This is a genomic window from Streptomyces sp. NPDC005775 (assembly GCF_042871565.1).
Taxonomy (GTDB): Bacteria; Actinomycetota; Actinomycetes; order Streptomycetales; family Streptomycetaceae; genus Streptomyces.
Genome location: NZ_JBIAIU010000025.1, coordinates 13,943 through 37,155, shown reverse-complemented (window position 1 = coordinate 37,155; position 23,213 = coordinate 13,943). Strand labels below are relative to the sequence as shown.

Below are 23,213 nucleotides of genomic sequence, written 5' to 3'. Positions count from 1 at the left end.
TTCGCGGGCATCGGTCACCGGCTCGTGACCGCTTCCACCGGGCGGGTCTGCAGGGCCAGCCTGCCGGGCAGCGCCGTCGCGACCAGAGCGAGCAGGGCGGCGCCGCCCACCACCGTCGCGTACACCAACGGCACCACGGTGGGCGCCGCGCCGCCCGTCATGCCGATGCTGAAGGCGGTCAGTACGGCGAGCGCGATGCCGGTGCCGAGGGTGGTGGCGACGACGAGGACCGACAGGGTCTCGATGCGGAGCATCCGCAGCACTTGGCGGCGCGTCGCCCCGGCCAGCCTCAGGAGCGCGAACTCCTTGAGGCGCTCGGAGACCGACATGGCGAGGGTATTGACGACGGCGATGGCGGTGAACGCCAGGATCAGCCCCATGGCGAGCAGGTTGACCTCGGCGTTCTCCTGCTGCCGGTCCGCCTGGAGCCGGTCGGCGGTCGCGGGGGCGACGACCGTGACGCCGGGGAACTCTCCCAGAGCGGCTGTCAGTTCACCGCGGCTCGCGTCCCCTGCGACCAGAACGGTCGCCGCGAGGGGATTGTCCATGTGCGGGGCGACCAGGCCGTGCGGCAGCGTGATGTCGCCGAAGCCCAGCCCCCGCTGGTAGACGGCCGCGACCCTGAGCGTGGCGGGGGTGCCGTCGCCCAGGTGCAGCTTCAGTGCGTCGCCGGGGCGCAGGCCGAGCTGGTCGGCGGCCAGTTCGCTGATGGCGGCGGTGCGGGAACCGGCGGTGAACGCGGCGAGCGAACCGCGCGTCACATCGGGGTCCCAGGTGCGGGCGAGACCTGTCGCGGTGACCCCCTGGGCCCGGTACTTGGTGAGTCCGACCCGGACGGTGGTGCGGACCACCTCCGTCGCGGCGGTGACCCCGGGTGCCGTACGGACGGCATCGGCCGCCTCCGACGGGACGCCGGGCCCCTGCGCGCCCAGCACCCAGGTGGCGCGGGTGCCCTCACGGGCCTGCGCCAGGGCCGCGTCGCCGAGGGTGGGCTGGACGAAGAGAACCGTGCAGGTCATGCCGATGAGCAGGGTGAGCGGGGTGACGACGGAGGCCATCCGGGTGGAGTTCCCGCGGATGTTCGCCGTGGCCAGGATGCCGGTGTGCCCGGCCACCCGGAGCGCGCCCGCCAGCAGGAAGGCGGCCGCCCGGACCAGGAGCGGGCCGAGCAGCGACACCGCGGTGGCCAGCACCACCACGGCCAGGAAGGTGACGGGGGTCGAGGCGGCCTCGGTGTGCAGAATGCTCAGCACGGCGACGAGGACCAGGCCCCCGATGAGCAGGGCCAGACCGGCGGCGATACGGCCCCGGGCCGGGCTGCGGCGCTCGACCGCCGACTCGGCCATGGCCTCGGCGGGGCGGAGACGGGCGATACGACGGCCGGAGATGCGGGCGGCGGCCCAGGCGCCGAGAAGGGTGACGGCGAGGGCGGCGCACGCCGGAAGGATGCCGGCCGTCCGCTCCAGCGTCGCGGGGACCACACCCATGTCGATGAATCGACTGTGCAGCCAACCCGCCAGCGGCAGCCCGGCCAGGGCGCCCAGCACCCCGGCGACGGCGCCTACCACCAGCGCCTCCCTGCCGAGCAGACGGCGGATCTGGCGTGACGTGGCGGCGATCGTACGCAGCAGCGCCAGCTCGCGGTGGCGTTGCTGGATGGAGAGCGCGAAGGTCCCGACGACCACGAGCACGGCGACCAGCAGCGAGGTTCCGCCCATGGCGCCCCCCATGGAGACCAGCTTGACCCGCGCGCCCGCGGCATCCAGGAACTCGACCGGGCCGCGTTCGTCCCCCGTCGAGACCTGGGCGGTGGTGCCGTCGAGGGCTTGCGTGACCCGCTGCTTCAGCCGGTCGGTGTCCGTACCCGCTGCGGGCAGCACACCCAGGGCGGAGACCTGGCCCGGGCGGGCTGCGAGGCGTTCGGCTTCCGGCGTGGAGAAGAACAGTGAGGTCTGCTGCCGGAGTCCGCCGTCGCCGTCCGGGGCGGCGATGCCGCTGACCCGGTAGGTGCGAGGAGCCTGCGTGGACTGCACGGTGAGCCGGTCCCCGGTCGTCAGGCCGGCCCGGTCGGCGAGACCCCGGTCGATCACCACGTCGCCGGCCGAGGCCGGGGCGCGGCCTTCGACGAGGGCGAACGGGGTGAGCGGGGCGGACTCCCAGGAGTGTCCGTACGAGGGCGTGCCGCCGCTGCCCGCACGTTCGGAACCGGCCGGCAACGGCTCGGCGAGGAAGGTCAGCTCGGGGACGACCCCGCGCACACCCTCCAGGGTGCGGATCCGGTCGGCGGTGGCGGCGGGGAGCCAGGCCCGCTCGGTCACCGGTTTGGCCTTGTGCTTGACCTTCGTCTTCCCGTTGCCCTTGTGCTTCACGGTGGTGCGGTGGACGTTCTGGTCGGCGGAGACGACGAGCGGGGTCGCGGCGTAGCGCTCGGTGGCGATCCGGCCGCGCAGGCCGGTCTCCAGGAGGGTGCCGCAGGCGGTGACGAGGGCGGCGGCGCACATGAGGGCCAGCAGCGCGCCGAGAAATCCGCCTTTGCGGTCGCGGATCGTACGCAGGGCGTAGCGCAGCATCATGACGCGTCCGTCTCTCTTCTGTTGTCGTCCGTGCGGACGCCGTGAGGGGCATGGGCGTTCTCGCCGTGAGGGGCACGGGCGTCCTCGCCTGGTCCCGGGAAGGCCAGCAGCCGGGTGTGGACCGTGCGGGCACCGGACGGGGTCTCGGCTTCGGGGCGCTTGTAGCGGTTCATGAGGGCGATGTACTCCTCGAAGAACTGCCGCAGTTCCGGAAGGGTGAGCCGCAGGGAGCCGCGTGAGTACGCATGCGCGTCAGCCCACTCGTCCGTGCCCCCGCAGTCCGCGGCTGCCGCGCTCTCGCGTTGGAGCCGCTCGAAGAGTGCGAGGTCGGCGGCGTACGTGTGACGGTTCAGCTCGTCCATGACGATCCGCATCCCGGGTGTCCGGCGGGACGGCGGCGGGAACCGGCGGTCACCGGGCACGGCCCGCCACCAACGCGCACGGCGCGCGCCCGGATCCTGCGGCACGGTGTCGGCGACGAAGCCGTACCGGGCCAGCTCCCGCAGGTGGTAGCTGGTGGCGCCGGTGTTCAGGCCCAGGGCGCGGGCGAGGATCGCCGAGGTCGCCGGGCCGTGCAGGGTGAGGTGCTGAAGGAGCTGCTGACGTCGGGGCTGGGCGAGGGCCTTGAGGGCGGCCGGCTCCGTGATCTCGGTACCGCCGGGCTTCTCTGGCATGCGTCACACACTGCTCTGTGCACAGATGTCTGCGCACGGGAGCGGTCCGGTGTCTTCGTGGGGGGCTAACCCCCGTGCGGAGGTCGGCCCCCCCACTAACCCTCGTACGGGGCTCACTCCCGCGATACGGATACGGGACTCACCCCCGGCTCGGACGCGGCCGGCCGCCGGCGGGACTCAGCCCCGGACACCCGGAGAGGACTCACTCGCCCTGGACGCCCGGGGGACTCCCCCCCGGATGCCCGGGTGGGATTCATCCCGTACGCGCCGCACCCGCATACGGGCCGCACTCCCGGACCCCGGCACTGCCCCATGCGTGGCCGGGACGTGCCCGCTCGCCGGAAATCCGTTGCGACACACCCGTATGGCCTTGCTCGGGTGGAGCGAACCGCGGACCGGACGGACATTCGCCTCAACGGCGAGAACCACCGCGGCATCGCCATCACACCGCCACGGCATCGCTTCGCCACCGCTACGACGGGGAGCCCCGCACCCATGCCGACCACCGCCACCGCTCTCACGCCCGACGAACTCGATGTCCAGGCCGCTCGCCTCCACGACACGGAGGCCTGGCAGCAGATCGTCACGGGCTGGGACCTCACCGTCCCCGAATCCCCGGGCACCGTCCCACCCCGTGAGGAGCAGGACCGCCCGGCCCCGTCGGGTGACTGGCGCGATCTCCTGTCCGTGCCGGTGGATCAGCTCATCGCCGACACGGTGCGTGCCCTGCCCGCGGCCCTGCCGCGCGAGCGCCCGCTACCCGGGCGTCTCGGTGCGGTACTGCCCGACCGGCTGCACGCCTGGCGGCGCATCGGACAGCCGGAGGTGCAGCCGTCCGTCCATCTCGCCCACGCCCGCCAGATCCTGACCGAATGGGGCTGGCAGAACACGCCCTACCGGCTCCGCAACGCCCGGGGCGCCCGCTGCGTCTGTGGCGCCATGCTCACGGCGCACCGCCTGGGCTATGGATCGGTGCACACCGTCGACCGTGCCGGCGCCTGGCTGATCTCCGAGCTTCGCTCGCAGGGCTGGACCGGGCTGATCGGTCCGTGGAACCGCTACCCAGGACGCACCGCCGCGGACGCCCTCGCCCTGATCGACGCCACCATCAGCCGTGCGGCCCGCGCCGGGCAGTAACGCCGTGACGGCATGACCGGCCAGTCGGACGGCAACGGCGGCGGGGGCACGGGGGCGGGGCATGGGGGCGGCGGCACGGCCGCGGGCCACCGCTGACGCCGAGAGGCTCGACGAGGCACCGGAGGAGCGACAGGCGACGACAACGCTCAGAAGGGCTCGTCCAGCCCCTCGGTGTCCTCGCCCTCTTCCTCCAGGGCCCGCCGCACCACGCGCAGGGCCATGCCCTCCCCGTACCCCTTGCGGGCGAGCATGCCCGCGAGGCGGCGGAGCCGTTTGTCGCGCTCCAGGCCACGGGTGGATCTGAGCTTGCGCGCGACGAGCTCACGCGCCGTCTCCTCCTCCTGCTCGGAGTCGAGCCGGCCGACGGCCTCGTCGATCACGGCGGAGTCCACTCCCTTGGTCCGCAGCTCACGGACGAGGGCGCGGCGGGCCAGACCGCGGCCGTGATGCCGGGAGTCCACCCAGGCATCGGCGAACGCGGCGTCGTCGATCAGTCCGACGTCCTCGAAGCGCGACAGCACTTCTTCGGCCGCCTCGTCCGGGATCTCCCGCTTACGCAGGGCGTCCGCGAGCTGTTTGCGGGTGCGTGGAGTCCCGGTGAGCAGTCGCAGGCATATGTTGCGCGCCTGCTCGACCGGGTCTCGCGGTTCCCCCTTCTCGGCCCTCGACGAGGAGGGGGAACCGCTGTCCCTGGAACGGGAGCGGGAACGGCGCCCCGCCCCCTCACCGAATCCGGCTGCCGAGCCCCCACCTCTGCCACGGCCGGTCCTGGCGACCGGCTCGTGGGAGAGGTCGGACTCGTTGTCGGATCCGGCCGTGTGTCCGGCGGCGAATTCGGAGCCGGGCCCCGCACCGGGATCGGCGGCGCTGCCCGGCCACTCCGTACGACGCGTCACGGTCTAGCTCTTGGCCGCCGCCGACTTGGCCGGCTTGGCCTTGCCGGCCGGAACGGGCACCGACTTCGCCGCACCGTCGGCCGGAGCCGCCGCCGTGCCTGCCGCGTCCGCGCCGGCTTCGGCGGCGGGTTCGGCATCGGGCCGGACTCCGACGCCCAGCTTCTCCAGGATCTTCCTCTCGATCTCGTTGGCGAGATCGGGGTTGTCCTTGAGGAAGTTGCGGGCGTTCTCCTTGCCCTGGCCGAGCTGGTCCCCCTCGTACGTGTACCAGGCGCCGGCCTTGCGTACGAAGCCGTTGTCCACGCCCATGTCGATCAGACCACCCTCGCGGCTGATCCCGTGGCCGTAGAGGATGTCGAACTCGGCCTGCTTGAAGGGCGGCGCGACCTTGTTCTTGACGACCTTGACGCGGGTGCGGTTACCGACCGCGTCGGTGCCGTCCTTCAGCGTCTCGATACGGCGGATGTCGAGCCGGACCGAGGCGTAGAACTTGAGCGCGCGACCACCGGTGGTGGTCTCCGGCGAGCCGAACATCACACCGATCTTCTCGCGGAGCTGGTTGATGAAGATCGCGGTGGTCTTGGACTGGTTGAGCGCGCTGGTGATCTTCCGGAGCGCCTGGCTCATCAGTCGGGCCTGCAGACCGACGTGCGAGTCGCCCATCTCGCCCTCGATCTCCGCACGAGGCACCAGGGCCGCGACGGAGTCGATGACGATCAGGTCGAGGGCGCCCGAGCGGATCAGCATGTCCACGATCTCGAGGGCCTGCTCACCGTTGTCCGGCTGGGACAGGATGAGGTTGTCGATGTCGACCCCGAGCCGCTTCGCGTACTCCGGGTCGAGGGCGTGCTCCGCGTCGATGAAGGCCACCGTGCCGCCGAGCTTCTGCGCGTTCGCCACCGCGTGCAGCGTCAGCGTCGTCTTGCCGGAGGACTCGGGTCCGTACACCTCCACCACACGGCCTCGCGGCAGGCCGCCGACGCCGAGCGCGACGTCGAGCGCGGTCGAGCCGGTGGGGATCACTTCGATGGGCTCGTTCGGCCGCTCGCCGAGGCGCATCACCGCGCCCTTGCCGAATTGCCGTTCAATCTGTGCGAGTGCGGCGTCCAGCGCCTTCTCGCGGTCGTTGCCTGCCATGGGTTCCACCCGATTTGCTTGAGTCGATCGCTTCACGTCAAAGACGCTAACCCCTGCCACTGACAATGGGCCTCGACGTCCTCCCGGCCTGTGGACAACTCCACGGTCGAGCCCGGGAAAACCCGGCCGGAATCCCATGAGAATGGATGTTCGATTTTGGTGTCAAGCGCACCACGCCACACCGACTCGACCTCAGGATAGCGCCCCGAGATCAGGCATTTAGGGCGCAAGGCCCCCATATATGACGTCAGCGTGACATCGGCAGGGAAAGGGGCGATCCAGGCCGGAGAGGGTCCACGTCTAGGAGCGCGGCCGCGGGCCCCGCGGCTCCCCGTCCTCCCCCTGGGCGCCCTCGGCCTCGGGGGCGCGCCAGAGTCGGGGCAGTCGTACGGAGACCGATTCGCCGCGTCGCCCCTGATGGCGCCCGTGCACCCGCGGGTCGTCCGTGACGTCATAGCGCTTCACATAAGCGCCGAGGAAGGCCTGCAGCGTGGCGACGGCCGGGATGGCGATCAGCGCGCCGACCGCGCCCATCAGCGCGGTACCGGCGATGACCGAGCCGAAGGCGACCGCAGGGTGGATGTCGACGGTCTTCGAGGTCAGCTTCGGCTGCAGCATGTAGTTCTCGAACTGCTGGTACACCACGACGAAACCGAGGACCCACAGCGCGTACCAGGGGTCGACGGTGAACGCGATCAGCATCGGCAGGGCGCCCGCCAGATACGTACCGATCGTGGGGATGAACTGTGAGACGAGTCCCACCCAGACCGCGAGCGCCGGTGCGTACGGCACTCCGAGGGCCAGCAGCAGGATGTAGTGCGCGACGCCGGAGATGAGCGCCATCAGACCGCGCGAGTAGAGGTATCCGCCCGTCTTGTCGACGGCGATCTCCCAGGCCCGCAGCACTTCGGCCTGGCGGCTGGGAGGGAGGACGGAGCACAACCCGCGGCGGAGCCGGGGCCCGTCGGCCGCGAAGTAGAACGAGAACAGGAAGATCGTGAGCAGCCGGAACAGACCGCCGAGGACCGTGGTGGACACGTCGAGCACGCCGGTCGCACTGTTCTGGACGTACTTCTGCAGCCAGTCGGAGTGCAGCAGGCTGTCCTGCACCTCGACGCGGGAAAGCTCTGTGCGGAAGGTCTGGTTGACCCAGTTGATCACCGAGTCGAGGTACTTCGGGAAGTCCTCCACCATGTCGACGATCTGCCCCGCGAGCATCGAACCGAGCAGCGCGACGAACCCGGCGCCAGCGATCAGCACGCCCAGGAAGACCAGGAAGGTGGCGAAGCCCCGGCGCATGCCGCGGGCCGACATCCGGCTCACCGCGGGCTCGATCGCGAGCGCCACGAAGAACGCGATCAGCACATTGATCAGCAGACCGATGAGCTGGTCGAAGGCCCAGCTGCCGAGCCGGAAGCAGGCGTAGAGCGCCAGTGCCAGCACCATGGCACGCGGCAGCCAGCCGGGCATGCGGGCCTGCCCGGTGCCGGACGGCGGGGGCGGTGGCGCGGCCGGCGGGACGGGCGGGTCGAGGGGCGGCTGGGTCTGGGCGGTCTCGTCTGTCGGTGCCACGGGGCAAGTCTCGCCTACTGCTCGGCCAACCGGTCGCGCACCCCGGGGACGTCCCGCCCGCCGCACCGCGTCGAGCTGCGCCTCAGCGCTTGTCCGCAGGGATGCCGACGGCCGTGCAGACCCCGCGCCAGACGTCCTTGGCCTCCCACCCGGCGTCGAGGGCCTGGCAGACGGTGCGCCCGCCGAGTTCCGCCATCACATGGTCGCGCGCGAAGGAATCGGCGTACCCCGCGCCGAAGTGGTCCGCCATCCGTTCCCAGAAAATCGTCAACCGCATGCCACCAGTATCCCGCTCCTGAGAGTGCAGCCTGGCCGCCCGGCCCTGTCGGGAGCGCTTGCCGTCCTACGGTCGGTGCATGGCTGGAACCGGAACAAGTCCCCTCGACCGTGCCGAGCAGTTCATCTGGCTCACCGCCCGCGTCCTCGAACAGCGGCGGTTCGCCCATCACTTCCTGGGAGGAAGCGCGGACGCCGTGGAGACGGCACTCGCCGCCTACCTGAACGACGATGGCGGGTACGGGCACGCGCTCGAACCCGATCTGCGCGGCCCCGTCAGTCAGCCGCTGCACACGGCGCACGCGCTGAGCGTCCTCGACTCCATCGACCGCTGCGGCGGACTCCGCGTGGAGCGGATCTGCCGCTTCCTGACCGACGTCTCCACCAAGGAGGGAGCCTTACCCGCTCTGCTTCCCTCGCAACGCGGCTACCCGGCCGCGCCGTTCATCCCGATCGTCGACGATCCGCCGGCCGAGCTGCTGGTCACCGGGCCCGTCGTCGGGCTGCTCCACCGCAATTCGGTGTGGCACGCCTGGCTGTTCCGGGCCACGGACTTCTGCTGGGCGGCCGTCGACGCCCTGGAGGTGTCGCACCCCTACGAGATCGAGGCCGCGGTCGCCTTCCTCGACGGCGCTCCGGACCGGCCGCGGGCCGAGGCCGCGGCCGACCGGCTCGGACGCCTGGTGCGCGACCAGCGGCTCGCCGTCCTGACCCCGGAACGGCGGGCCGAGTACCCCGTGGCTCCCGGGTACGCGCCGGGCGAGCAGCACTTTCCGTACGACTACGCCCGCGCACCCGAATCACTCGCCCGCCGGTGGTTCACCGACGCGGAGATGGATCGTGCGCTGGACCACCTCTCGGCCGGACAGCAGGCCGACGGCGGCTGGCCGGTGACCTGGCGGCAGTGGGCCCCGGGGACCGCCCTGGAGGGGCGCCCCCTGGTCACGCTCCGCGCCCTCCAGACGCTGCAGGCGTACGGGCGTGCCCTCGGCTGAGCGCTGCCGCGCAGGACCGGCGCGCGCCGGCTAGCCGAGCGCGCGCACTCCGGCGGTGACGGCCACCGCGACCCCCACGACGACGAGGAAGGGTGCGCGCAGGACGAGGGCGACGGCCGCCGCGGCAAGGCCCGCACCCCTGGCGTCGAGCACCAGCTGCTGCCCGTCCCCGAAGGCCTGCTGCGCGGTCAGGGCGGCCAGCAGAGCAACGGGCAGGAGGGCCGCGAGACGCTGCACGAGGGGGCGTTCCAGGACGCCGGCGGGCACCAGGAGGCCGAGGAGCTTGGCGAGGTAGCAGCCCGCGGCGGTCAGCGCGATGGCGATCCAGACGTTCATCGGCCGTCCTCCGGCATGGTGCTGCGGGCTTCCCCGGTGACGGGGGCTTCCCCGGTGACGGGGGCTTCCCCGGTGACGGGGGCTTCCCCGGTGGTGCCGGCTTTCACTTTCCCGGCATCGCGGGCTCCCTTGGGGCTCGGTGCCCTGTCCTTGCCGCGTCCCGTCAGGAAGAGGACGACGGGCGCCGCGAGCGCGGACAGCAGTACGGGCACCCCCGCCGGCAGCACGGGCAGCAGGCCGAGGGCGAGCAGAACGGCGAGCGCGGCGGTGACCCGCTCCGTCGCGCTCTTCAGCATCGGCGCGAGCAGGGCGAGGAAGACGGCTGGGCCCGCCGCGTCCAGCCCCCAGGCGGCGGTGTCGCCGAGGGCCTCGGCACCCAGCGCGCCGACCAGCGTGGTGAGGTTCCACAGCACGTAGAGGGTGAGTCCGGTGACGGTGAAACCGATGCGGGCCGCGCGCCGGGTGGGCTGCGGCAGCGTCACGGCGGTCGTCTCGTCGATGACCCACTGGGCGGCAAGGGGACGCACGGCACGGGGCAGCGCGAGAAGCTGTGACAGCCGCAGGCCGTAGAAGGAGTTGCGTACGCCGAGGAAGAAGGCGCCGGCCGCGGCGGTGTAGGGGTTGCCGCCTGCGGCTAGGGCGCCCACCAGGGCGAACTGGGAGGCTCCGGTGAAGACGAGGAGGCTGAGCGCACAGGTCTGCAGCAGGCTCAGTCCGGAGCCGGCCGAGGTGACACCGAAGGCGAAGCCGGAGAGGCCGACGGCTATGCCGACGCCGAGAGCGTCACGCACGACGGCCGCGTCCGGCTTGGCCCCGGGGACGGGCGCACGGCCGTCGGACGGGCCGGCCGCGCTCTGAGGGGGTGCTGTCTGTTCTGCCACGGCCGGCACGCTACTCGCGCAGGCAGGGGCCGGTCTTGTACGTTCTTGCGCGTTCGCGCTGGTAGGCGCCGGGTGGCACCCCCACGATCCGGGTGAAGTGACGGTTGAGATGCGGCTGGTCGGTGAAGCCGACCGCGGCGGCGGCCGCGGCGGGGGCGGTGCCCGCGTCGAGCATCCGTCGCGCACGACGCACCCGGGCGTCGGTGAGCCAGGTGTGCGGCGGCATCCCGTACTGCTTCTTGAAGGCCCGGAGCAGGGCGAACGGGCTCGTGCCGAGTTCGGTGGCCAGCGCCTCCAGGGTGGGGGGCGCGGTCATCCTGGCCTCCAGCACCGCACGGGCACGCACCGCGTCCCGCGCCCCCGCGGCCCGGGGCGCCGGGGCGGGCAGGGCGCTGCCGTGCCGGGTGAGCAGGCGCGTGACCAGGACCCGCAGCACACTGTCCGCCGCCAGTGCGTTGCCCTCCTCCGCTGCCCGGTGGACCTCGCCGATGAGCCGCGCCGCATACCGGTCGGCCACCTCGGTCTCCGTGAAGCCGACGGTGCCGCGGAGGTTCGTCATCTCCGCCGCGATGTCGTTGATCACCTGAGAGGACGGGTAGAGCGTGGCGTACACCCAGCCCTCGGGGACACCGGCCCTGGCGGTGTGCGGCACCTCCGGATTGATCATGACGACGGAGCCCGGTCCCGCGTGGACGGTGCCGCCGGGCAGCTCGACGTCTTCGACGCCCTGGGTGACAGCGCCGAACACATAGCCCTCGTGGCTGTGGCGCGGGAAGGTGTGGCGGATGTAGCGGGCACGCAGCAGGTCGAGGTCGGGCAGTTCCGCGTACTGCCAGTGCCTCGCCCACTCCGCCGGTCCCGCCGCTCCCGCCATGCTCGAATTCTCGCAGCACGCGGTCCGCGGCCCTTCGGCGCAATGGCCGCGTGGGTCGCGAGCCCGGGTCACGGGCGGCCGCACGAGGCCGGCCGGGGGCGGCTTCGGGGCCGTTGTCAGTGGCGGGGTGCACGATGGGGATATGACCGGCTCCGCACTCGATGCGTTCTCCCCCGCGACCCGCAGTTGGTTCACGGGGGCCTTCAACGCGCCCACGGCCGCGCAGGAAGGTGCCTGGCGGGCGATCGGCGAGGGGTCGGACGTCCTGGTCGTCGCGCCGACCGGCTCGGGCAAGACCCTGGCCGCCTTTCTGGCCGCTCTGGACCAGCTGACGGCCGTCCCGCCGCCCGCCGAGGCGAAGAAGCGCTGCCGGGTGCTGTACGTGTCGCCGCTCAAGGCCCTCGCCGTCGACGTGGAGCGCAATCTCCGCTCACCGCTGACCGGCATCCGCCAGGAGTCGGTGCGGCTGGGGCTCCCCGAGCCCGAGGTGCGGGTGGGAATCCGATCCGGCGACACCCCGCCCGCCGAGCGCCGCTCGATGGCGACGCGTCCGCCGGACATCCTGATCACCACACCCGAGTCCCTCTTCCTGATGCTGACGTCCTCGGCGCGCGACGCGCTGGCCGGAATCGAAACGGTGATTCTCGACGAGGTGCACGCGGTCGCGGGCACCAAGCGCGGCGCCCATCTCGCCGTGTCGCTGGAGCGCCTCGACGCGCTGCTGCCCCGTCCGGCCCGGCGGATCGGCCTGTCGGCCACGGTCCGCCCGGTCGACGAAGTCGCGCGTTTCCTGTCGCCCCAGCGGAAGGTGGAGATCGTCCAGCCGCCGTCCACCAAGCGGTTCGATCTGTCGGTGGTCGTGCCGGTGGAGGATCTGGCTGAGCTCGGCGGCTCCCCCGCCACCGACCCGGACTCCGGGCAGACGGACAAGCCGTCGATCTGGCCCCATGTGGAGGAGCGGATCGTCGATCTCGTCCAGGCCCACCGCTCCACGATCGTCTTCGCCAACTCCCGCCGTCTCGCCGAGCGGCTCTGCAACCGGCTCAACGAGATCGCGTACGAGCGGGCCACCGGCGAGACCATGCCCGAGGCCCACTCCCCCGCCGAGCTCATGGCGGAGTCCGGGGCGGCGAAGGGCGCGCCCCCGCTCCTCGCCCGGGCCCACCACGGATCGGTCTCCAAGGAGCAGCGCGCCCAGGTCGAGGAGGACCTCAAGGCGGGCCGGCTGCCCGCGGTGGTCGCCACGTCCAGCCTGGAGCTGGGCATCGACATGGGAGCCGTCGACCTGGTCATCCAGGTGGAGTCGCCGCCGTCGGTCGCTTCCGGGCTGCAGCGCGTCGGCCGGGCCGGGCACCAGGTGGGCGCGGTGTCCACCGGCGTCGTCTTTCCGAAGTACCGGGGCGATCTGGTGCAGGCGGCCGTGGTCACCGAGCGGATGCGCGAGGGGTCCATCGAGGCCCTGCGGGTCCCGTCCAACCCGCTGGACGTGCTGGCGCAGCAACTGGTCGCGATGGTCGCCCTGGACAGCTGGCAGGTGGACGACCTGCTGGCGGTGACCCGCCGGGCCGCCCCCTTCGCCTCGCTCCCGGAGTCGGCCTTCACCGCCGTGCTCGACATGCTCGCCGGCCGCTATCCGTCCGACGCCTTCGCCGAGCTGCGTCCTCGCGTCGTCTGGGACCGCATCGCCGGGACGGTCACGGGACGGCCCGGCGCCCAGCGGCTCGCGGTCACCTCCGGCGGCACCATCCCCGACCGAGGCCTCTTCGGGGTCTTCCTCGCCGGCTCCGACCCCAAGAAGGGCGGCGGCCGGGTCGGTGAGCTGGACGAGGAGATGGTGTACGAGTCCCGGGTCGGCGACGTCTTCACCCTGGGCACCACGTCCTGGCGGATCGAGGACATCACCCGCGACCGGGTCCTCGTCTCACCGGCGCCCGGCGTCCCGGGACGGCTGCCGTTCTGGAAGGGCGACCAACTGGGCCGCCCGCTGGAGCTGGGGCGGGCGCTGGGCGCCTTCCTGCGCGAGCTCGGCGGGCTGTCCCCCGAGGACGCCCGGAAGCGACTGCTGGCGGCGGGCCTGGACACGTGGGCCGTGGACAACGTGTTGTCGTACATCGACGAGCAGCGCCGGGCGTGCGGCCATGTGCCGGACGACCGGACCATCCTCGTCGAACGGTTCCGGGACGAGCTGGGCGACTGGCGCGTCGTCGTGCACTCCCCGTTCGGCGCCCAGGTGCACGCCCCGTGGGCCCTCGCCCTCAGTGCCCGCCTCGCCGAGCGGTACGGCATGGACGCCCAGGTCATGCATGCCGACGACGGCATCGTGCTGAGGCTCCCGGACGCCGACATGATGGGTCTCGACCTCCTCGACTTCGACCCCGCGCAGGACGCGGCCCAGGACGCCGGCGGCGCGCCGCTCCCTCCGGCCAACATGGCCCTCGACAGTGACCAGCCCCCGGTCGGAGCCGCCGATGTCGCCTTCGACAAGGGCGAGATCGCGCAGATCGTCACCGATCAGGTCGGTGGCTCCGCCCTGTTCGCCTCCCGGTTCCGCGAGTGCGCGGCCCGCGCGCTGCTGCTGCCGCGGCGCAGCCCCGGCAAGCGGACCCCGCTGTGGCAGCAGCGTCAGCGGGCCGCCCAGCTCCTCCAGGTCGCCTCCGAGTTCGGCTCGTTCCCCATCGTGCTCGAAGCGGTCCGCGAATGCCTCCAGGACGTCTTCGACGTCCCCGGCCTCACCGAGGTGATGGGTGACCTGGAAGCCCGCCGAATCCGCCTGGTCGAGGTCACCACACCGGAGCCCTCCCCGTTCGCCCGCTCGCTCCTGTTCGGCTACGTCGCACAGTTCCTGTACGAGGGTGATTCGCCGCTCGCCGAGCGGCGGGCCGCCGCCCTCTCGCTCGACTCCCATCTCCTGGCCGAACTGCTGGGCCGCGCGGAACTGCGCGAACTGCTCGACGCCGAGGTCCTGACCGAGCTGGAGCAGGAGCTCCAGTGGCTGGCCGAGGACCGCCGGATCAAGGACATCGAAGGGGTGGCCGACCTGCTGCGCGTCCTCGGTCCGCTCACCGATCCGGAGCTGGCCGAGCGCGGCGCCGAACCTCAGTGGGCGCAGGAGCTTTCCACGGCCCGCCGGGCCATCCGGGTCCGGATCGGCGGGGGCGACCACTGGGCGGCCATCGAGGACGCGGGCCGGCTGCGCGACGCCCTGGGCACAGCGCTTCCCGTCGGCGTCCCCGAGGCGTTCACCGAACCGGTCAAGGACCCTCTGGGCGACCTCCTCGCCCGCTACGCCCGTACGCACGGCCCGTTCACCTCCACCGCGGCGGCCGCCCGCTTCGGCCTCGGCACCGCCGTCACCGACGGAGCGCTGCAACGGCTCGCGGCCTCCGGCCGGATCGTCCAGGGCGAGTTCCACCCCGCGGGCATCGGCCAGGAGTGGTGCGACGCCACGGTGTTGCGGCGGCTGAGGCGCCGCTCGCTCGCCGCGCTCCGCCATGAGCTGGAGCCGGTGCCTCCCACAGCGCTGGCCGGGTTCCTGCCCCAGTGGCAGCATCTCGGCGACAACAGTCTGCGGGGAGTCGACGGGCTGGCGCGCGCCGTCGAGCAGTTGCAGGGCGCGCCCGTCCCGGCCTCCGCGCTGGAGAAGCTCATCCTTCCCAGCCGTGTGAGCGGCTACTCCCCGGCGCTCCTGGACGAACTCACCACCACCGGCGAGGTCGTGTGGGCCGGTGCGGGCGCCCTGCCCGGCAAGGACGGCTGGCTGTGTCTCTATCCGGCGGACAGCGCGCCCCTGCTCCTGCCTCCTCCGCGCCCGCTCGAACTCAGCGCGCTGCACGAGTCCGTACTGACCGCGCTCAGCGGCGGGTACGGGCTCTTCTTCCGCCAGATCGCCGATCAGGTCCGCGCCACCACACACCCGGACTCCACGGATCCGCACCTCGCGGACGCCCTCTGGGACCTCGCCTGGTCGGGCAGGCTCACCAACGACACTCTCGCCCCGCTGCGGGCGCTCCTCGGCTCCGGGCGCACGGCCGGATCGACCGCGCACCGCGCCAAGCGCAATGTTCCGCGCGGCCGTTACGGCTCGCTCACGGCTTCGGCCCGCCCCGTCTCGCGCACCGGGCCACCCACGGTCTCCGGCCGCTGGTCCCTGTTGCCGCCCGCCGAACCCGAACCCACGCACCGGGCACACGCCCTGGCCCGGACTCTTCTGGACCGGCACGGCGTCGTGACGCGCGGCGCGGTCCAGGCCGAGGGCGTCGAGGGCGGCTTCTCCGCCGCGTACCGCGTGCTGTCCGCCTTCGAGGACAACGGGCAGGCGCGCCGCGGCTACGTCGTGGAGGGGCTGGGTGCGGCGCAGTTCGCCATGGACGGCGCCGTCGACCGGCTCCGCGCGGCCTCCACCGCCCGCGACCGTACGGAACCGGGGGTTGACCCCCGGGCCCTGGTCCTCGCGGCGGCCGACCCCGCCAACGCCTACGGCGCGGCCCTGCCGTGGCCCGAGCCCCCGGCCGGGGCCGGGCATAAACCCGGACGCAAGGCGGGTTCCCTCGTGGTCCTGGTCGACGGCGAACTGACGCTGTACATGGAGCGCGGCGGCAAGACTCTGCTGGCCTGGCCCACCGATCCGGACGACCCGGCGCTCCGCGCCGCAGCGGCGGCCCTGGCGGCCGCGGCCCGCGCCGGAGCCCTCGGCACGGTCACGGTCGAGCGCACCAACGGCGCCTCGTCCCTGACCTCGCCCCTCGGCCGCACCCTGGAGTCGGCCGGCTTCCTCGCCACCCCGAGAGGCCTACGCCTGCGCGCCTGACCGGGGGCACACCGAAGGCTGCGCGCCCGAAGCCACGGCCACACCGAGAGGCCCGCACGCCCGAACCCACGGCCACATCGCACCGCCCTGCACCGCGCCACACCGCAGCACCCCACCTCACCCACAGATCAAAGCTCCCCGACCGCACCATCCATCCATCCACCCATCCATCCGGCCTCCCTTCATCCGGCGCATCATGGACGTATGCCCGAAGGAGACACCGTCCTGCAGACCGCGAAGCGACTGCACAGCGCCCTGGCCGACCAGGTCCTCACCCAGTCCGATCTGCGCGTCCCACGGTTCGCCACCGCCGATCTCACCGGCCGGACCGTTCTCGACGTCTCCGCGCGCGGCAAGCACCTGCTGACGCGTATCGAGGGCGGCCTCACCCTCCACAGCCATCTGCGGATGGACGGCGCCTGGCGCGTCTTCGCCCCCCACGAACGCTGGCGGGGCGGCCCCGCCCACCAGATCCGTGCCGTCCTGGCCAACACCACGCACACCGTGGTCGGCTACCGCCTCCCCGTTCTCGAGCTCCTGCGCACCAAGGACGAGGAGCAGACCGTCGGTCACCTCGGCCCGGACCTGCTGGGCCCGGACTGGAACGCCGACACCGCGCTGCGCAACCTCCTGGCCGATCCCGGCCGCCCCCTCGGCGAAGCCCTTCTGGACCAGCGCAACCTGGCCGGCATCGGCAACGTCTACAACTGCGAGCTGTGCTTCCTGGCCCGCGCCACGCCCTGGCTCCCCATCGGACTGCTGCCTGAATCGACGGCCGTCCTCCTGGTCAGCACGGCCAAGCAGCTCCTGGAAGCCAACCGCGACCGCCCGGTCCGCACCACCACCGTCGGCGCCCGCCCCCGAGCCGGCGCCGCTCCGGCGCCCCGTACCCGTCGCCCGGTCGAGAACCTCTGGGTCTACGGCCGGGCCCACCGTCCCTGTCTGCGCTGCGGGGCCCCGATCCGCAAGGTGGAGCAGGACATCCGCCCCACCTATTGGTGCCCCCACTGCCAAACGGGCCCCACCCCCTGACGGGCACCCCGCCACGGCAGGGACTGTTGACGACCCGTCAGATTCGGCCGTACGGTCCGGTCATGCCTCTCGCCGCGTACGACCTCACCGGCCGCTCCGCGTTCGTCACCGGCGCCGGCGGCGGAATCGGCCGGGCCTCGGCCGCCCTGCTGGCGGAAGCCGGCGCCACCGTCCATTGCGCCGATCTCGACGAGAAGGGTCTCCTGGAGACGCTCGCCCTGATCGCAGCCGCAGGTGGCGAAGCCCACACCCATCCGCTCGATGTCACCGACCGCAACCAGCTCCGGGCCGCCGTCGCGGCAGCCGGAGATCTGGACATCCTGGCGGCCGTCGCCGGAATCATGCACACGAGCAGCGTCCTGGAGACCGAGGACGAGGACCTCGACCGCGTGCTCGCGGTCAACTTCAAGGGGGTTCTGTACGCCTGCCAGGAAGTGGCCCGCACGATGGTCGCGCGCGGCGCCCCCGGCTCACTGATCACGATGGCCTCGGGTGCGGTCGACTCCGCGAGCCCGGGCCTGCTCTGCTACAGCGCGGCGAAGGCCGCCGTCGTCCAGCTGACCAAGACCCTGGCCACCGAGCTGGGCCCCCGGGGCATCCGGGTCAACGCGGTCGCCCCCGGCTGGATCCGTACCCCCATGACCGCCCGCCACGACGCGGAGCAGCAGCAGCGGGCCGAGACCACGATGGTGCGCATCTCGCCCCTGGGCAGGGTCGGCGAGCCCGATGACGTCGCGCACACGGTGCTGCATCTGGCGTCGGACGCGTCCGCCTTCATGACCGGCCAGATCCTCCGCCCGAACGGCGGCGTCGCCATGCCCTGGTAGCGCGCCACGCCCTGCCGACGGTCCAGGGCCGGCGGCCCGTACGCCGGGCGGGGCCCTTCGTCCGCCCGGACGGGTTCCAAGCACGCCAGGAACGGCCCGTCCCGCGCCACGACGGGCCGGAGATCGAGCCAGGCATCGACGGGCCGGGAATCGAGTCGGGCATCGACGGGCCGGAGGTCGAGCCAGGTATGGATGAGCTGGATATCAGCGCCTGCCAGGTCCGGCCCACCTCACGCACGCCCTCGGCACACCGCCGCAGCAGACCCGCCCCCGCGTCGAATATCCCGGTCGGCCGGGCGGTCTCGGCCACGTGCACCGGCAGGAGGCTGAGGCCCCATCCACCCGCCGCGACCACACCCTCGACCGGTCCCGCGTGCGCCGGCTCCAGCACCAGCCGGAGCACGGCCCACCACCACACACCGCCGAGCACGAGCGCGGGCACCCATCTCCGCACCATGGCTGCCTCCTTCGCCGGACCCGGGGCCTGTCGTTCGGAGCGCGCGGGGCTCGCGGGTTCGGTGCCAGGCGTGATCCGAACGGAAGACCCTAGCCCTGCCCGCTCCCTCGGCGGGAGAGCGCACCGGCGCAGTACCGGCGCGCACCACGCGCTCGCACGCCACCTACCCACCTACGCGCCGGGCCGCCAGACCGCCTATCCGCCAGACGCCTTAGCCGCCTGACACCAAGACACCAGACGCCCGCCTACCACCTGCGCCCCGCGGACGGCCGCCCATCGCCACGGCGGCCCTGTTCAGAGGGGAGCCCCCACCGCTTCCGGTGGGGGCTGCTCGACTGCCGTTCAGTCCTTGTCGTCACGGTTCAGGGAGTCCTTGACACCGTCGGCGCGCTCCCGGGCCTCGCCCATGGCGCCCTTGGCCTTGCCCTTCGCCTGGTCCGTCTTGCCCTCGGACTCCATGCGCTTGTTGCCGGTCATCTTGCCCATGGCTTCCTTGGCCTTGCCGGCGACCTTGTCCTTGGCGCTCTCGTCGGTCATCACAGCTCCTCGCGTCTTGCGATCCGGCCTCACCGCTATGGGCAGGCCGGCTGGAATGGGGCCCGGCGGAATCCCGCCGGGAGGTCGGAGAAGCCGGTCAGGCGCTCTCCGCCTGGAACATCCACGCGTGCTTCTCGAGGTCAGCGGTCAGCGCGATGAGGATGTCCTGGCTGACCGGGTCGGGGTCGCCCGTCACCTCGATCCGCTCGCGCATCCGGCCGATCACGATGCCCAGTGCGTCGACCAGGGTCTTCACGGCGTCGACGTCCTTGACCCAGCCCTCGGGCACGGAGTCGATGGCCGTGGTGCTGGCGATCGTCGCCGACCGCCCGTCCGGATTGACGCCCAGCGCGGACGCTCGCTCGGCCACCGTGTCCGAGTGCTGGCGGGCGGTGTCGACGACCTCGTCGAGCTGAAGGTGAACGGACCTGAAACGAGGCCCGACCACGTTCCAGTGGACCTGCTTGGCCACCAGGGAGAGGTCGACAAGGTCCACCAGGGCGCCCTGAAGGGCCTCACCCACGGACTTGAGGTCGGTCTCGGACAGCGGGCTCTTCACCACAGACATGCACGTCTCCGATCTGGTATCCGTTCCGTTCAGCACCAACCACGATGGCACAAACGAAGCAAAACGGTCATCCGGGGAGGTGTTCGAAAAGATTGTTCCCCGGTCTCAGTCATGCGCCTGCCCGCAGGAAGCCCGACAACACCCCCCATTTGCGTCCGCCGAACCACGGGGGGACCGATGGGCCGTCCCGGTCACGCCCCGTTGCCCCGTGAACGCACCGGAGCCCCGGCCCGCCCCCTGAAGGGGAAGGACCGGGGCTCCGGTTTCACACCGAACCGCGCGGGTCAGGCGGCGACGACATCCACCGCTTCCGCGGGCGCCTTGATGGTCACCCGCCCCGTCGGTACACCCGTCACCGACGAAACGGAGACGGAATTGAGCATGGGGCGCACCGGTACAGGTACCGGATCGCCGGCCGCTGCCGACTCGGCCAGCTCTGCCAGGGACAGCTCATCGCTCACTTCACGCATGAGCTGGGACATCCGTACATCAAGCGCGTCGCAAATGGCGGAGAGCAGTTCGGAGGATGCCTCCTTCTGCCCCCGCTCCACCTCGGAGAGATAGCCGAGCGAAACTCGGGCGGACGAGGAGACTTCGCGCAGAGTACGGCCTTGGCGCTGGCGCTGCCGACGCAGCACGTCACCAAGCAGGCGACGGAGCAGAATCATCGGTGGCTCCCTCCTCGGACCGCGTAGCCGCATCCTTCACGCCCCACCGTACCGCCTAGCGCTGCGGCCGTGCGGGGAGCGATGTCGTGTTCACTCAGGGCTGCAAACATCAATTCCCCCCGTAGTGTTCCGTATCCTGTGCGCTCGCGTACCCGCCGAGTTCGCCGGAGAGCAGTTCGAGCACGCTCCGCACGCTCTCTCTACGGATGTCCGACCGTCCACCGTTCAACCGCAACGCGGTCACTTTCACGGTGCCGGAGGGGCCGCAGACTGCGACGAAGACCGTTCCGACCGGTTGGCCGTCCTGCGGTTCGGGGCCGGCGACACCGGTCGTCGCCGCTCCCCAGTCTGCGCCGAGCGCCCGGCGCACGCCTGTCGCCATCTGGTGCGCGACCTCGGCATCCACTGCCCCTCGCGTCGTCAGAAGCTCCGCGTCCACGCCCAGGAGTTCACTCTTGAGGGGGGTCGCATACGCCGTCACCGACCCGCGGAAGGCCTGTGAGGCACCGGGGACGGAAGTCAGCTCAGCGGCGACCAGGCCGCCGGTCAGCGACTCGGCGACGGCGAGGGTCTCTCCCCGCCCGACGAGCAGTCGCAGCACCTCGGCCGCGGCAGTCACCGCTCGGCCTCCGCGGCCCCGCGCTTCCCGGAGACCCGTTCCGCGCCGTCGGCCCCCTCAGGGACCGTCCCGGCGGTTTCGGGGCCTCGGAAGACCCGCGCCTCACCCTCGGCGCTCTCCGGCGCCGCCTCGGCGTTCCCGGCGGCCTCCTGGGCGAGGGCCGCCTTCTCCGCCACCAGCCCCTGGCGCCGCAGCACGACGGCCTGGCGGACATAGTCCAGGCCGGTGACGACCGTCAGCACGACGGCCACCGCCATCACCCAGAAGCGCAGCGTGGCCAGCGGGCCGGTCAGCGCCAGGACGTACATCCCGACAGCCGTCCCCTGGGCCAGCGTCTTCATCTTCCCGCCCCGGCTGGCGGGAATCACACCGTGCCGGATCACCCAGAACCGCATCAGCGTGATGCCGAGTTCGCGGAAGAGGATCACACCGGTGACCCACCAGGGCAGGTCACCGAGGTACGACAGGCAGATCAGCGCCGCGCCCATGATCGCCTTGTCGGCGATCGGGTCGGCGATCTTGCCGAAGTCCGTGACCAGGTCGTACTTGCGCGCCAGATGTCCGTCGAACACGTCGGTGATCATCGCGACGGCGAACGCGGCCCAGGCGATCGAACGCCAGGCCGGGTCGTAACCGCCGTCGTGGAGCAGCAGCACGACGAACCCGGGGACCAGCACCAGCCGCGCCATGGTGAGGAGGTTGGCGATGTTCCACAGGCTGGCCTGATTGACGGCCGCAGCACCCAGTTTTCCGCCGCGGGCCGGCGTCGCGCCGGAACCACCTGCCGCGGATGCCGGGACTCCGGTCATCTGGCTACCTCCACAAGCTCACAGCACTCCGCCACCAGATCCACGCCTTCGGTGCCCACTACCTTCGCCTCGACCATACGGCCCGGGACGAGACCCTCGCGTGCGGTGAAGAGCACCTGCCCATCCGTTTCGGGCGCCTGGTGGGCCGCTCTGCCCACGGCGCGCGACTCGTCCTCCGTCGGCTCGACCGACTCGACCAGCACCTGGAGCGACTCACCCACGCGCTCCTCGGCCCGCTGCGAGGTCAGCTCCTCGGCCAGCTGGGAGATGTGCGCGAGACGCTCGGCGATGGTGTCGGCGTCCAGCTTGTTCTCGTAACCGACCGCCTCGGTGCCGTCCTCGTCGGAGTAGCCGAAGACGCCGATCGCGTCGAGGCGGGCACCGGTGAGGAACCGTTCCAGCTCCGCCAGGTCCGCCTCGGTCTCGCCGGGGAAGCCCACGATGAAGTTGGAGCGCGCACCGGCCTGCGGCGCCTTGCTCCGGATGGTGTGCAGGAGCTCCAGGAAGCTGTCGGTGTCCCCGAAGCGCCGCATCGCGCGCAGCACGCCGGGGGCCGAGTGCTGGAACGACAGGTCGAAGTAGGGCGCGACCTTCGGCGTCGAGGTCAGTACGTCGATCAGACCGGGCCGCATCTCGGCCGGCTGCAGATAGCTGACGCGGATGCGCTCGATGCCCTCGACGTCCGCGAGCTCCGGAAGGAGTGTCTCCAGGAGACGGATGTCGCCGAGGTCCTTGCCGTACGAGGTGTTGTTCTCGGAGACCAGCATGACCTCCTTCACGCCCTGCTCCGCCAGCCAGCGGGTCTCGCCCAGGACGTCCGAGGGGCGCCGGGAGATGAAGGAGCCGCGGAAGGACGGGATGGCGCAGAAGGAGCAGCGCCGGTCACAGCCCGAGGCCAGCTTCACGGAGGCGACGGGGCTGGTGCCCAGCCGGCGGCGCAGGGGGGCCCGCGGACCGGAGACCGGCGCGACACCCTCCGGAAGATCGGCGGGGGCCGGCGCGGCCTCCTGCGCGTGACCGGGCAGGGCCACCGCGGCGTCCTGGCGCTCGGCCGGGCTGATGGGCAGCAGCTTGCGGCGGTCCCGCGGGGTGTGGGAGGCGTGGATGCCACCGTTGAGGATGGTCTGGAGGCGGTCCGAGATGTCTGCGTAGTCGTCGAATCCGAGGACTCCGTCCGCTTCCGGCAGGGCCTCGGCGAGGTCCTTGCCGTAGCGCTCGGCCATGCAGCCGACGGCGACGACGGCCTGGGTCCGGCCGTGGTCCTTCAGATCATTGGCTTCGAGCAGGGCATCGACGGAGTCCTTCTTGGCGGCCTCGACGAATCCACAGGTGTTGACCACGGCGACATCGGCATCGGAGGCATCCTCGACGAGCTCCCAGCCGTCCGCTGCCAAGCGGCCTGCGAGCTCCTCCGAGTCCACCTCGTTACGGGCGCAGCCAAGAGTGACAAGGGCGACGGTACGGCGTTCGGGCATGGGCTCAAGACTACTTTGTCCCGGCACTGGCCCTGCCGTGCAGGGTTCGGGAGTCACAGGGAG

The 23,213-nt window shown here is 72.0% G+C and carries 20 protein-coding genes; 5 read left to right on the top strand and 15 right to left on the bottom strand.

The features are described from left to right. Window positions 1-14: 14 nt before the first annotated feature. Window positions 15-2,573: an FtsX-like permease family protein gene (locus tag ACFYPA_RS35920; RefSeq protein ID WP_359320372.1), complete on the bottom strand. Its 2,559-nt coding sequence runs from the start codon at window positions 2,571-2,573 to the stop codon at window positions 15-17. Beyond that, window positions 2,570-3,247, bottom strand: a complete 678-nt coding sequence (locus tag ACFYPA_RS35915; RefSeq protein ID WP_389136793.1) for an ArsR/SmtB family transcription factor — start codon at window positions 3,245-3,247, stop codon at window positions 2,570-2,572. The genes ACFYPA_RS35920 and ACFYPA_RS35915 overlap by 4 nt, the downstream gene beginning before the upstream one ends. A 495-nt stretch (window positions 3,248-3,742) precedes the next feature. Between ACFYPA_RS35915 and ACFYPA_RS35910 the strand changes: the two genes are divergently transcribed. Continuing rightward, window positions 3,743-4,384 (top strand): hypothetical protein, encoded by a 642-nt coding sequence (locus ACFYPA_RS35910; protein ID WP_359084850.1) that lies wholly within the window; start codon window positions 3,743-3,745, stop codon window positions 4,382-4,384. 146 nt (window positions 4,385-4,530) lie between these two features. On the opposite strand, the gene recX is transcribed toward ACFYPA_RS35910, so the two are convergent. The 4 genes from recX to ACFYPA_RS35890 form a co-directional block, all read right to left on the bottom strand. Continuing rightward, entirely contained in the window at window positions 4,531-5,280 is a 750-nt protein-coding gene (recX, locus tag ACFYPA_RS35905; RefSeq protein ID WP_359320377.1) for a recombination regulator RecX, read from the bottom strand. 3 nt (window positions 5,281-5,283) lie between these two features. Then, a complete protein-coding gene (gene recA, locus ACFYPA_RS35900) occupies window positions 5,284-6,417 on the bottom strand; it encodes a recombinase RecA (protein WP_359084853.1) in 1,134 nt (377 codons plus the stop codon). A 300-nt stretch (window positions 6,418-6,717) separates the two neighbouring features. Next, window positions 6,718-7,887, bottom strand: coding sequence for an AI-2E family transporter (locus ACFYPA_RS35895; RefSeq protein ID WP_389136821.1), 1,170 nt, complete (start codon window positions 7,885-7,887; stop codon window positions 6,718-6,720). Between the two features lie 184 nt (window positions 7,888-8,071). Next, window positions 8,072-8,266, bottom strand: coding sequence for a DUF3046 domain-containing protein (locus tag ACFYPA_RS35890; protein ID WP_359084854.1), 195 nt, complete (start codon window positions 8,264-8,266; stop codon window positions 8,072-8,074). 79 nt (window positions 8,267-8,345) lie between these two features. Here ACFYPA_RS35890 and ACFYPA_RS35885 point away from each other — a divergent pair, with 79 nt between their 5' ends. Next, window positions 8,346-9,260, top strand: coding sequence for a hypothetical protein (locus ACFYPA_RS35885; protein ID WP_389136788.1), 915 nt, complete (start codon window positions 8,346-8,348; stop codon window positions 9,258-9,260). 30 nt (window positions 9,261-9,290) lie between these two features. Here ACFYPA_RS35885 and ACFYPA_RS35880 read toward each other — a convergent pair whose 3' ends face one another. The 3 genes from ACFYPA_RS35880 to ACFYPA_RS35870 are packed head-to-tail and all read right to left on the bottom strand — an operon-like array spanning window position 9,291 to window position 11,351. Continuing rightward, window positions 9,291-9,596: an AzlD domain-containing protein gene (locus ACFYPA_RS35880; RefSeq protein WP_359084856.1), complete on the bottom strand. Its 306-nt coding sequence runs from the start codon at window positions 9,594-9,596 to the stop codon at window positions 9,291-9,293. Continuing rightward, window positions 9,593-10,477, bottom strand: coding sequence for an AzlC family ABC transporter permease (locus ACFYPA_RS35875; protein ID WP_389136786.1), 885 nt, complete (start codon window positions 10,475-10,477; stop codon window positions 9,593-9,595). Before ACFYPA_RS35875 ends, ACFYPA_RS35880 begins: the two co-directional genes overlap by 4 nt. A gap of 10 nt (window positions 10,478-10,487) precedes the next feature. Then, on the bottom strand, window positions 10,488-11,351 hold the full coding sequence (locus tag ACFYPA_RS35870; RefSeq protein ID WP_359320386.1) for an AraC family transcriptional regulator: 864 nt from the start codon (window positions 11,349-11,351) through the stop codon (window positions 10,488-10,490). A gap of 142 nt (window positions 11,352-11,493) precedes the next feature. On the opposite strand from ACFYPA_RS35870, the gene ACFYPA_RS35865 reads away from it, so the two are divergent. The 3 genes from ACFYPA_RS35865 to ACFYPA_RS35855 all read left to right on the top strand — a co-directional run bounded on the left by ACFYPA_RS35865 (window position 11,494) and on the right by ACFYPA_RS35855 (window position 18,017). After that, entirely contained in the window at window positions 11,494-16,158 is a 4,665-nt protein-coding gene (locus ACFYPA_RS35865; protein ID WP_359320388.1) for a DEAD/DEAH box helicase, read from the top strand. A 204-nt stretch (window positions 16,159-16,362) separates the two neighbouring features. Continuing rightward, a complete protein-coding gene (locus ACFYPA_RS35860; RefSeq protein WP_359320391.1) occupies window positions 16,363-17,190 on the top strand; it encodes a DNA-formamidopyrimidine glycosylase family protein in 828 nt (275 codons plus the stop codon). Window positions 17,191-17,252: 62 nt separating this feature from the next. Beyond that, window positions 17,253-18,017 (top strand): SDR family NAD(P)-dependent oxidoreductase, encoded by a 765-nt coding sequence (locus ACFYPA_RS35855; RefSeq protein ID WP_359320394.1) that lies wholly within the window; start codon window positions 17,253-17,255, stop codon window positions 18,015-18,017. 799 nt (window positions 18,018-18,816) lie between these two features. Here ACFYPA_RS35855 and ACFYPA_RS35850 read toward each other — a convergent pair. From ACFYPA_RS35850 to rimO, 6 genes are all read right to left on the bottom strand, one after another. After that, window positions 18,817-19,011, bottom strand: a complete 195-nt coding sequence (locus tag ACFYPA_RS35850) for a CsbD family protein (RefSeq protein ID WP_359320397.1) — start codon at window positions 19,009-19,011, stop codon at window positions 18,817-18,819. Window positions 19,012-19,108: 97 nt separating this feature from the next. Then, window positions 19,109-19,579, bottom strand: a complete 471-nt coding sequence (locus ACFYPA_RS35845; RefSeq protein ID WP_359084864.1) for a DNA starvation/stationary phase protection protein — start codon at window positions 19,577-19,579, stop codon at window positions 19,109-19,111. 284 nt (window positions 19,580-19,863) lie between these two features. After that, window positions 19,864-20,247 carry a helix-turn-helix transcriptional regulator gene (locus tag ACFYPA_RS35840; protein ID WP_359084865.1) on the bottom strand — a complete coding sequence of 128 codons (384 nt, stop codon included), beginning with the start codon at window positions 20,245-20,247 and terminating at the stop codon, window positions 19,864-19,866. 109 nt (window positions 20,248-20,356) lie between these two features. Next, window positions 20,357-20,866, bottom strand: coding sequence for a nicotinamide-nucleotide amidohydrolase family protein (locus ACFYPA_RS35835; protein ID WP_359320400.1), 510 nt, complete (start codon window positions 20,864-20,866; stop codon window positions 20,357-20,359). Next, complete coding sequence (pgsA, locus tag ACFYPA_RS35830; RefSeq protein ID WP_359084868.1) at window positions 20,863-21,675, bottom strand: CDP-diacylglycerol--glycerol-3-phosphate 3-phosphatidyltransferase; 813 nt, start codon at window positions 21,673-21,675, stop codon at window positions 20,863-20,865. Before pgsA ends, ACFYPA_RS35835 begins: the two co-directional genes overlap by 4 nt. Beyond that, complete coding sequence (gene rimO / locus ACFYPA_RS35825) at window positions 21,672-23,150, bottom strand: 30S ribosomal protein S12 methylthiotransferase RimO (protein ID WP_359084870.1); 1,479 nt, start codon at window positions 23,148-23,150, stop codon at window positions 21,672-21,674. The genes pgsA and rimO overlap by 4 nt, the downstream gene beginning before the upstream one ends. Window positions 23,151-23,213: the final 63 nt, after the last annotated feature.

Coding starts and splice junctions, on each gene's coding strand:
- recA (WP_359084853.1), bottom strand. CDS start 6,417: ATGGCAGGCAACGACCGCGAGAAGGCGCTGGACGCCGCACTCGCACAG.
- ACFYPA_RS35850 (WP_359320397.1), bottom strand. CDS start 19,011: ATGACCGACGAGAGCGCCAAGGACAAGGTCGCCGGCAAGGCCAAGGAA.
- ACFYPA_RS35855 (WP_359320394.1), top strand. CDS start 17,253: ATGCCTCTCGCCGCGTACGACCTCACCGGCCGCTCCGCGTTCGTCACC.
- ACFYPA_RS35910 (WP_359084850.1), top strand. CDS start 3,743: ATGCCGACCACCGCCACCGCTCTCACGCCCGACGAACTCGATGTCCAG.
- pgsA (WP_359084868.1), bottom strand. CDS start 21,675: ATGACCGGAGTCCCGGCATCCGCGGCAGGTGGTTCCGGCGCGACGCCG.
- ACFYPA_RS35890 (WP_359084854.1), bottom strand. CDS start 8,266: ATGCGGTTGACGATTTTCTGGGAACGGATGGCGGACCACTTCGGCGCG.
- ACFYPA_RS35880 (WP_359084856.1), bottom strand. CDS start 9,596: ATGAACGTCTGGATCGCCATCGCGCTGACCGCCGCGGGCTGCTACCTC.
- ACFYPA_RS35845 (WP_359084864.1), bottom strand. CDS start 19,579: ATGTCTGTGGTGAAGAGCCCGCTGTCCGAGACCGACCTCAAGTCCGTG.
- ACFYPA_RS35895 (WP_389136821.1), bottom strand. CDS start 7,887: ATGCCCGGCTGGCTGCCGCGTGCCATGGTGCTGGCACTGGCGCTCTAC.
- ACFYPA_RS35860 (WP_359320391.1), top strand. CDS start 16,363: ATGCCCGAAGGAGACACCGTCCTGCAGACCGCGAAGCGACTGCACAGC.
- ACFYPA_RS35915 (WP_389136793.1), bottom strand. CDS start 3,247: ATGCCAGAGAAGCCCGGCGGTACCGAGATCACGGAGCCGGCCGCCCTC.
- ACFYPA_RS35920 (WP_359320372.1), bottom strand. CDS start 2,573: ATGATGCTGCGCTACGCCCTGCGTACGATCCGCGACCGCAAAGGCGGA.
- ACFYPA_RS35870 (WP_359320386.1), bottom strand. CDS start 11,351: ATGGCGGGAGCGGCGGGACCGGCGGAGTGGGCGAGGCACTGGCAGTAC.
- ACFYPA_RS35840 (WP_359084865.1), bottom strand. CDS start 20,247: ATGATTCTGCTCCGTCGCCTGCTTGGTGACGTGCTGCGTCGGCAGCGC.
- ACFYPA_RS35885 (WP_389136788.1), top strand. CDS start 8,346: ATGGCTGGAACCGGAACAAGTCCCCTCGACCGTGCCGAGCAGTTCATC.
- rimO (WP_359084870.1), bottom strand. CDS start 23,150: ATGCCCGAACGCCGTACCGTCGCCCTTGTCACTCTTGGCTGCGCCCGT.
- ACFYPA_RS35865 (WP_359320388.1), top strand. CDS start 11,494: ATGACCGGCTCCGCACTCGATGCGTTCTCCCCCGCGACCCGCAGTTGG.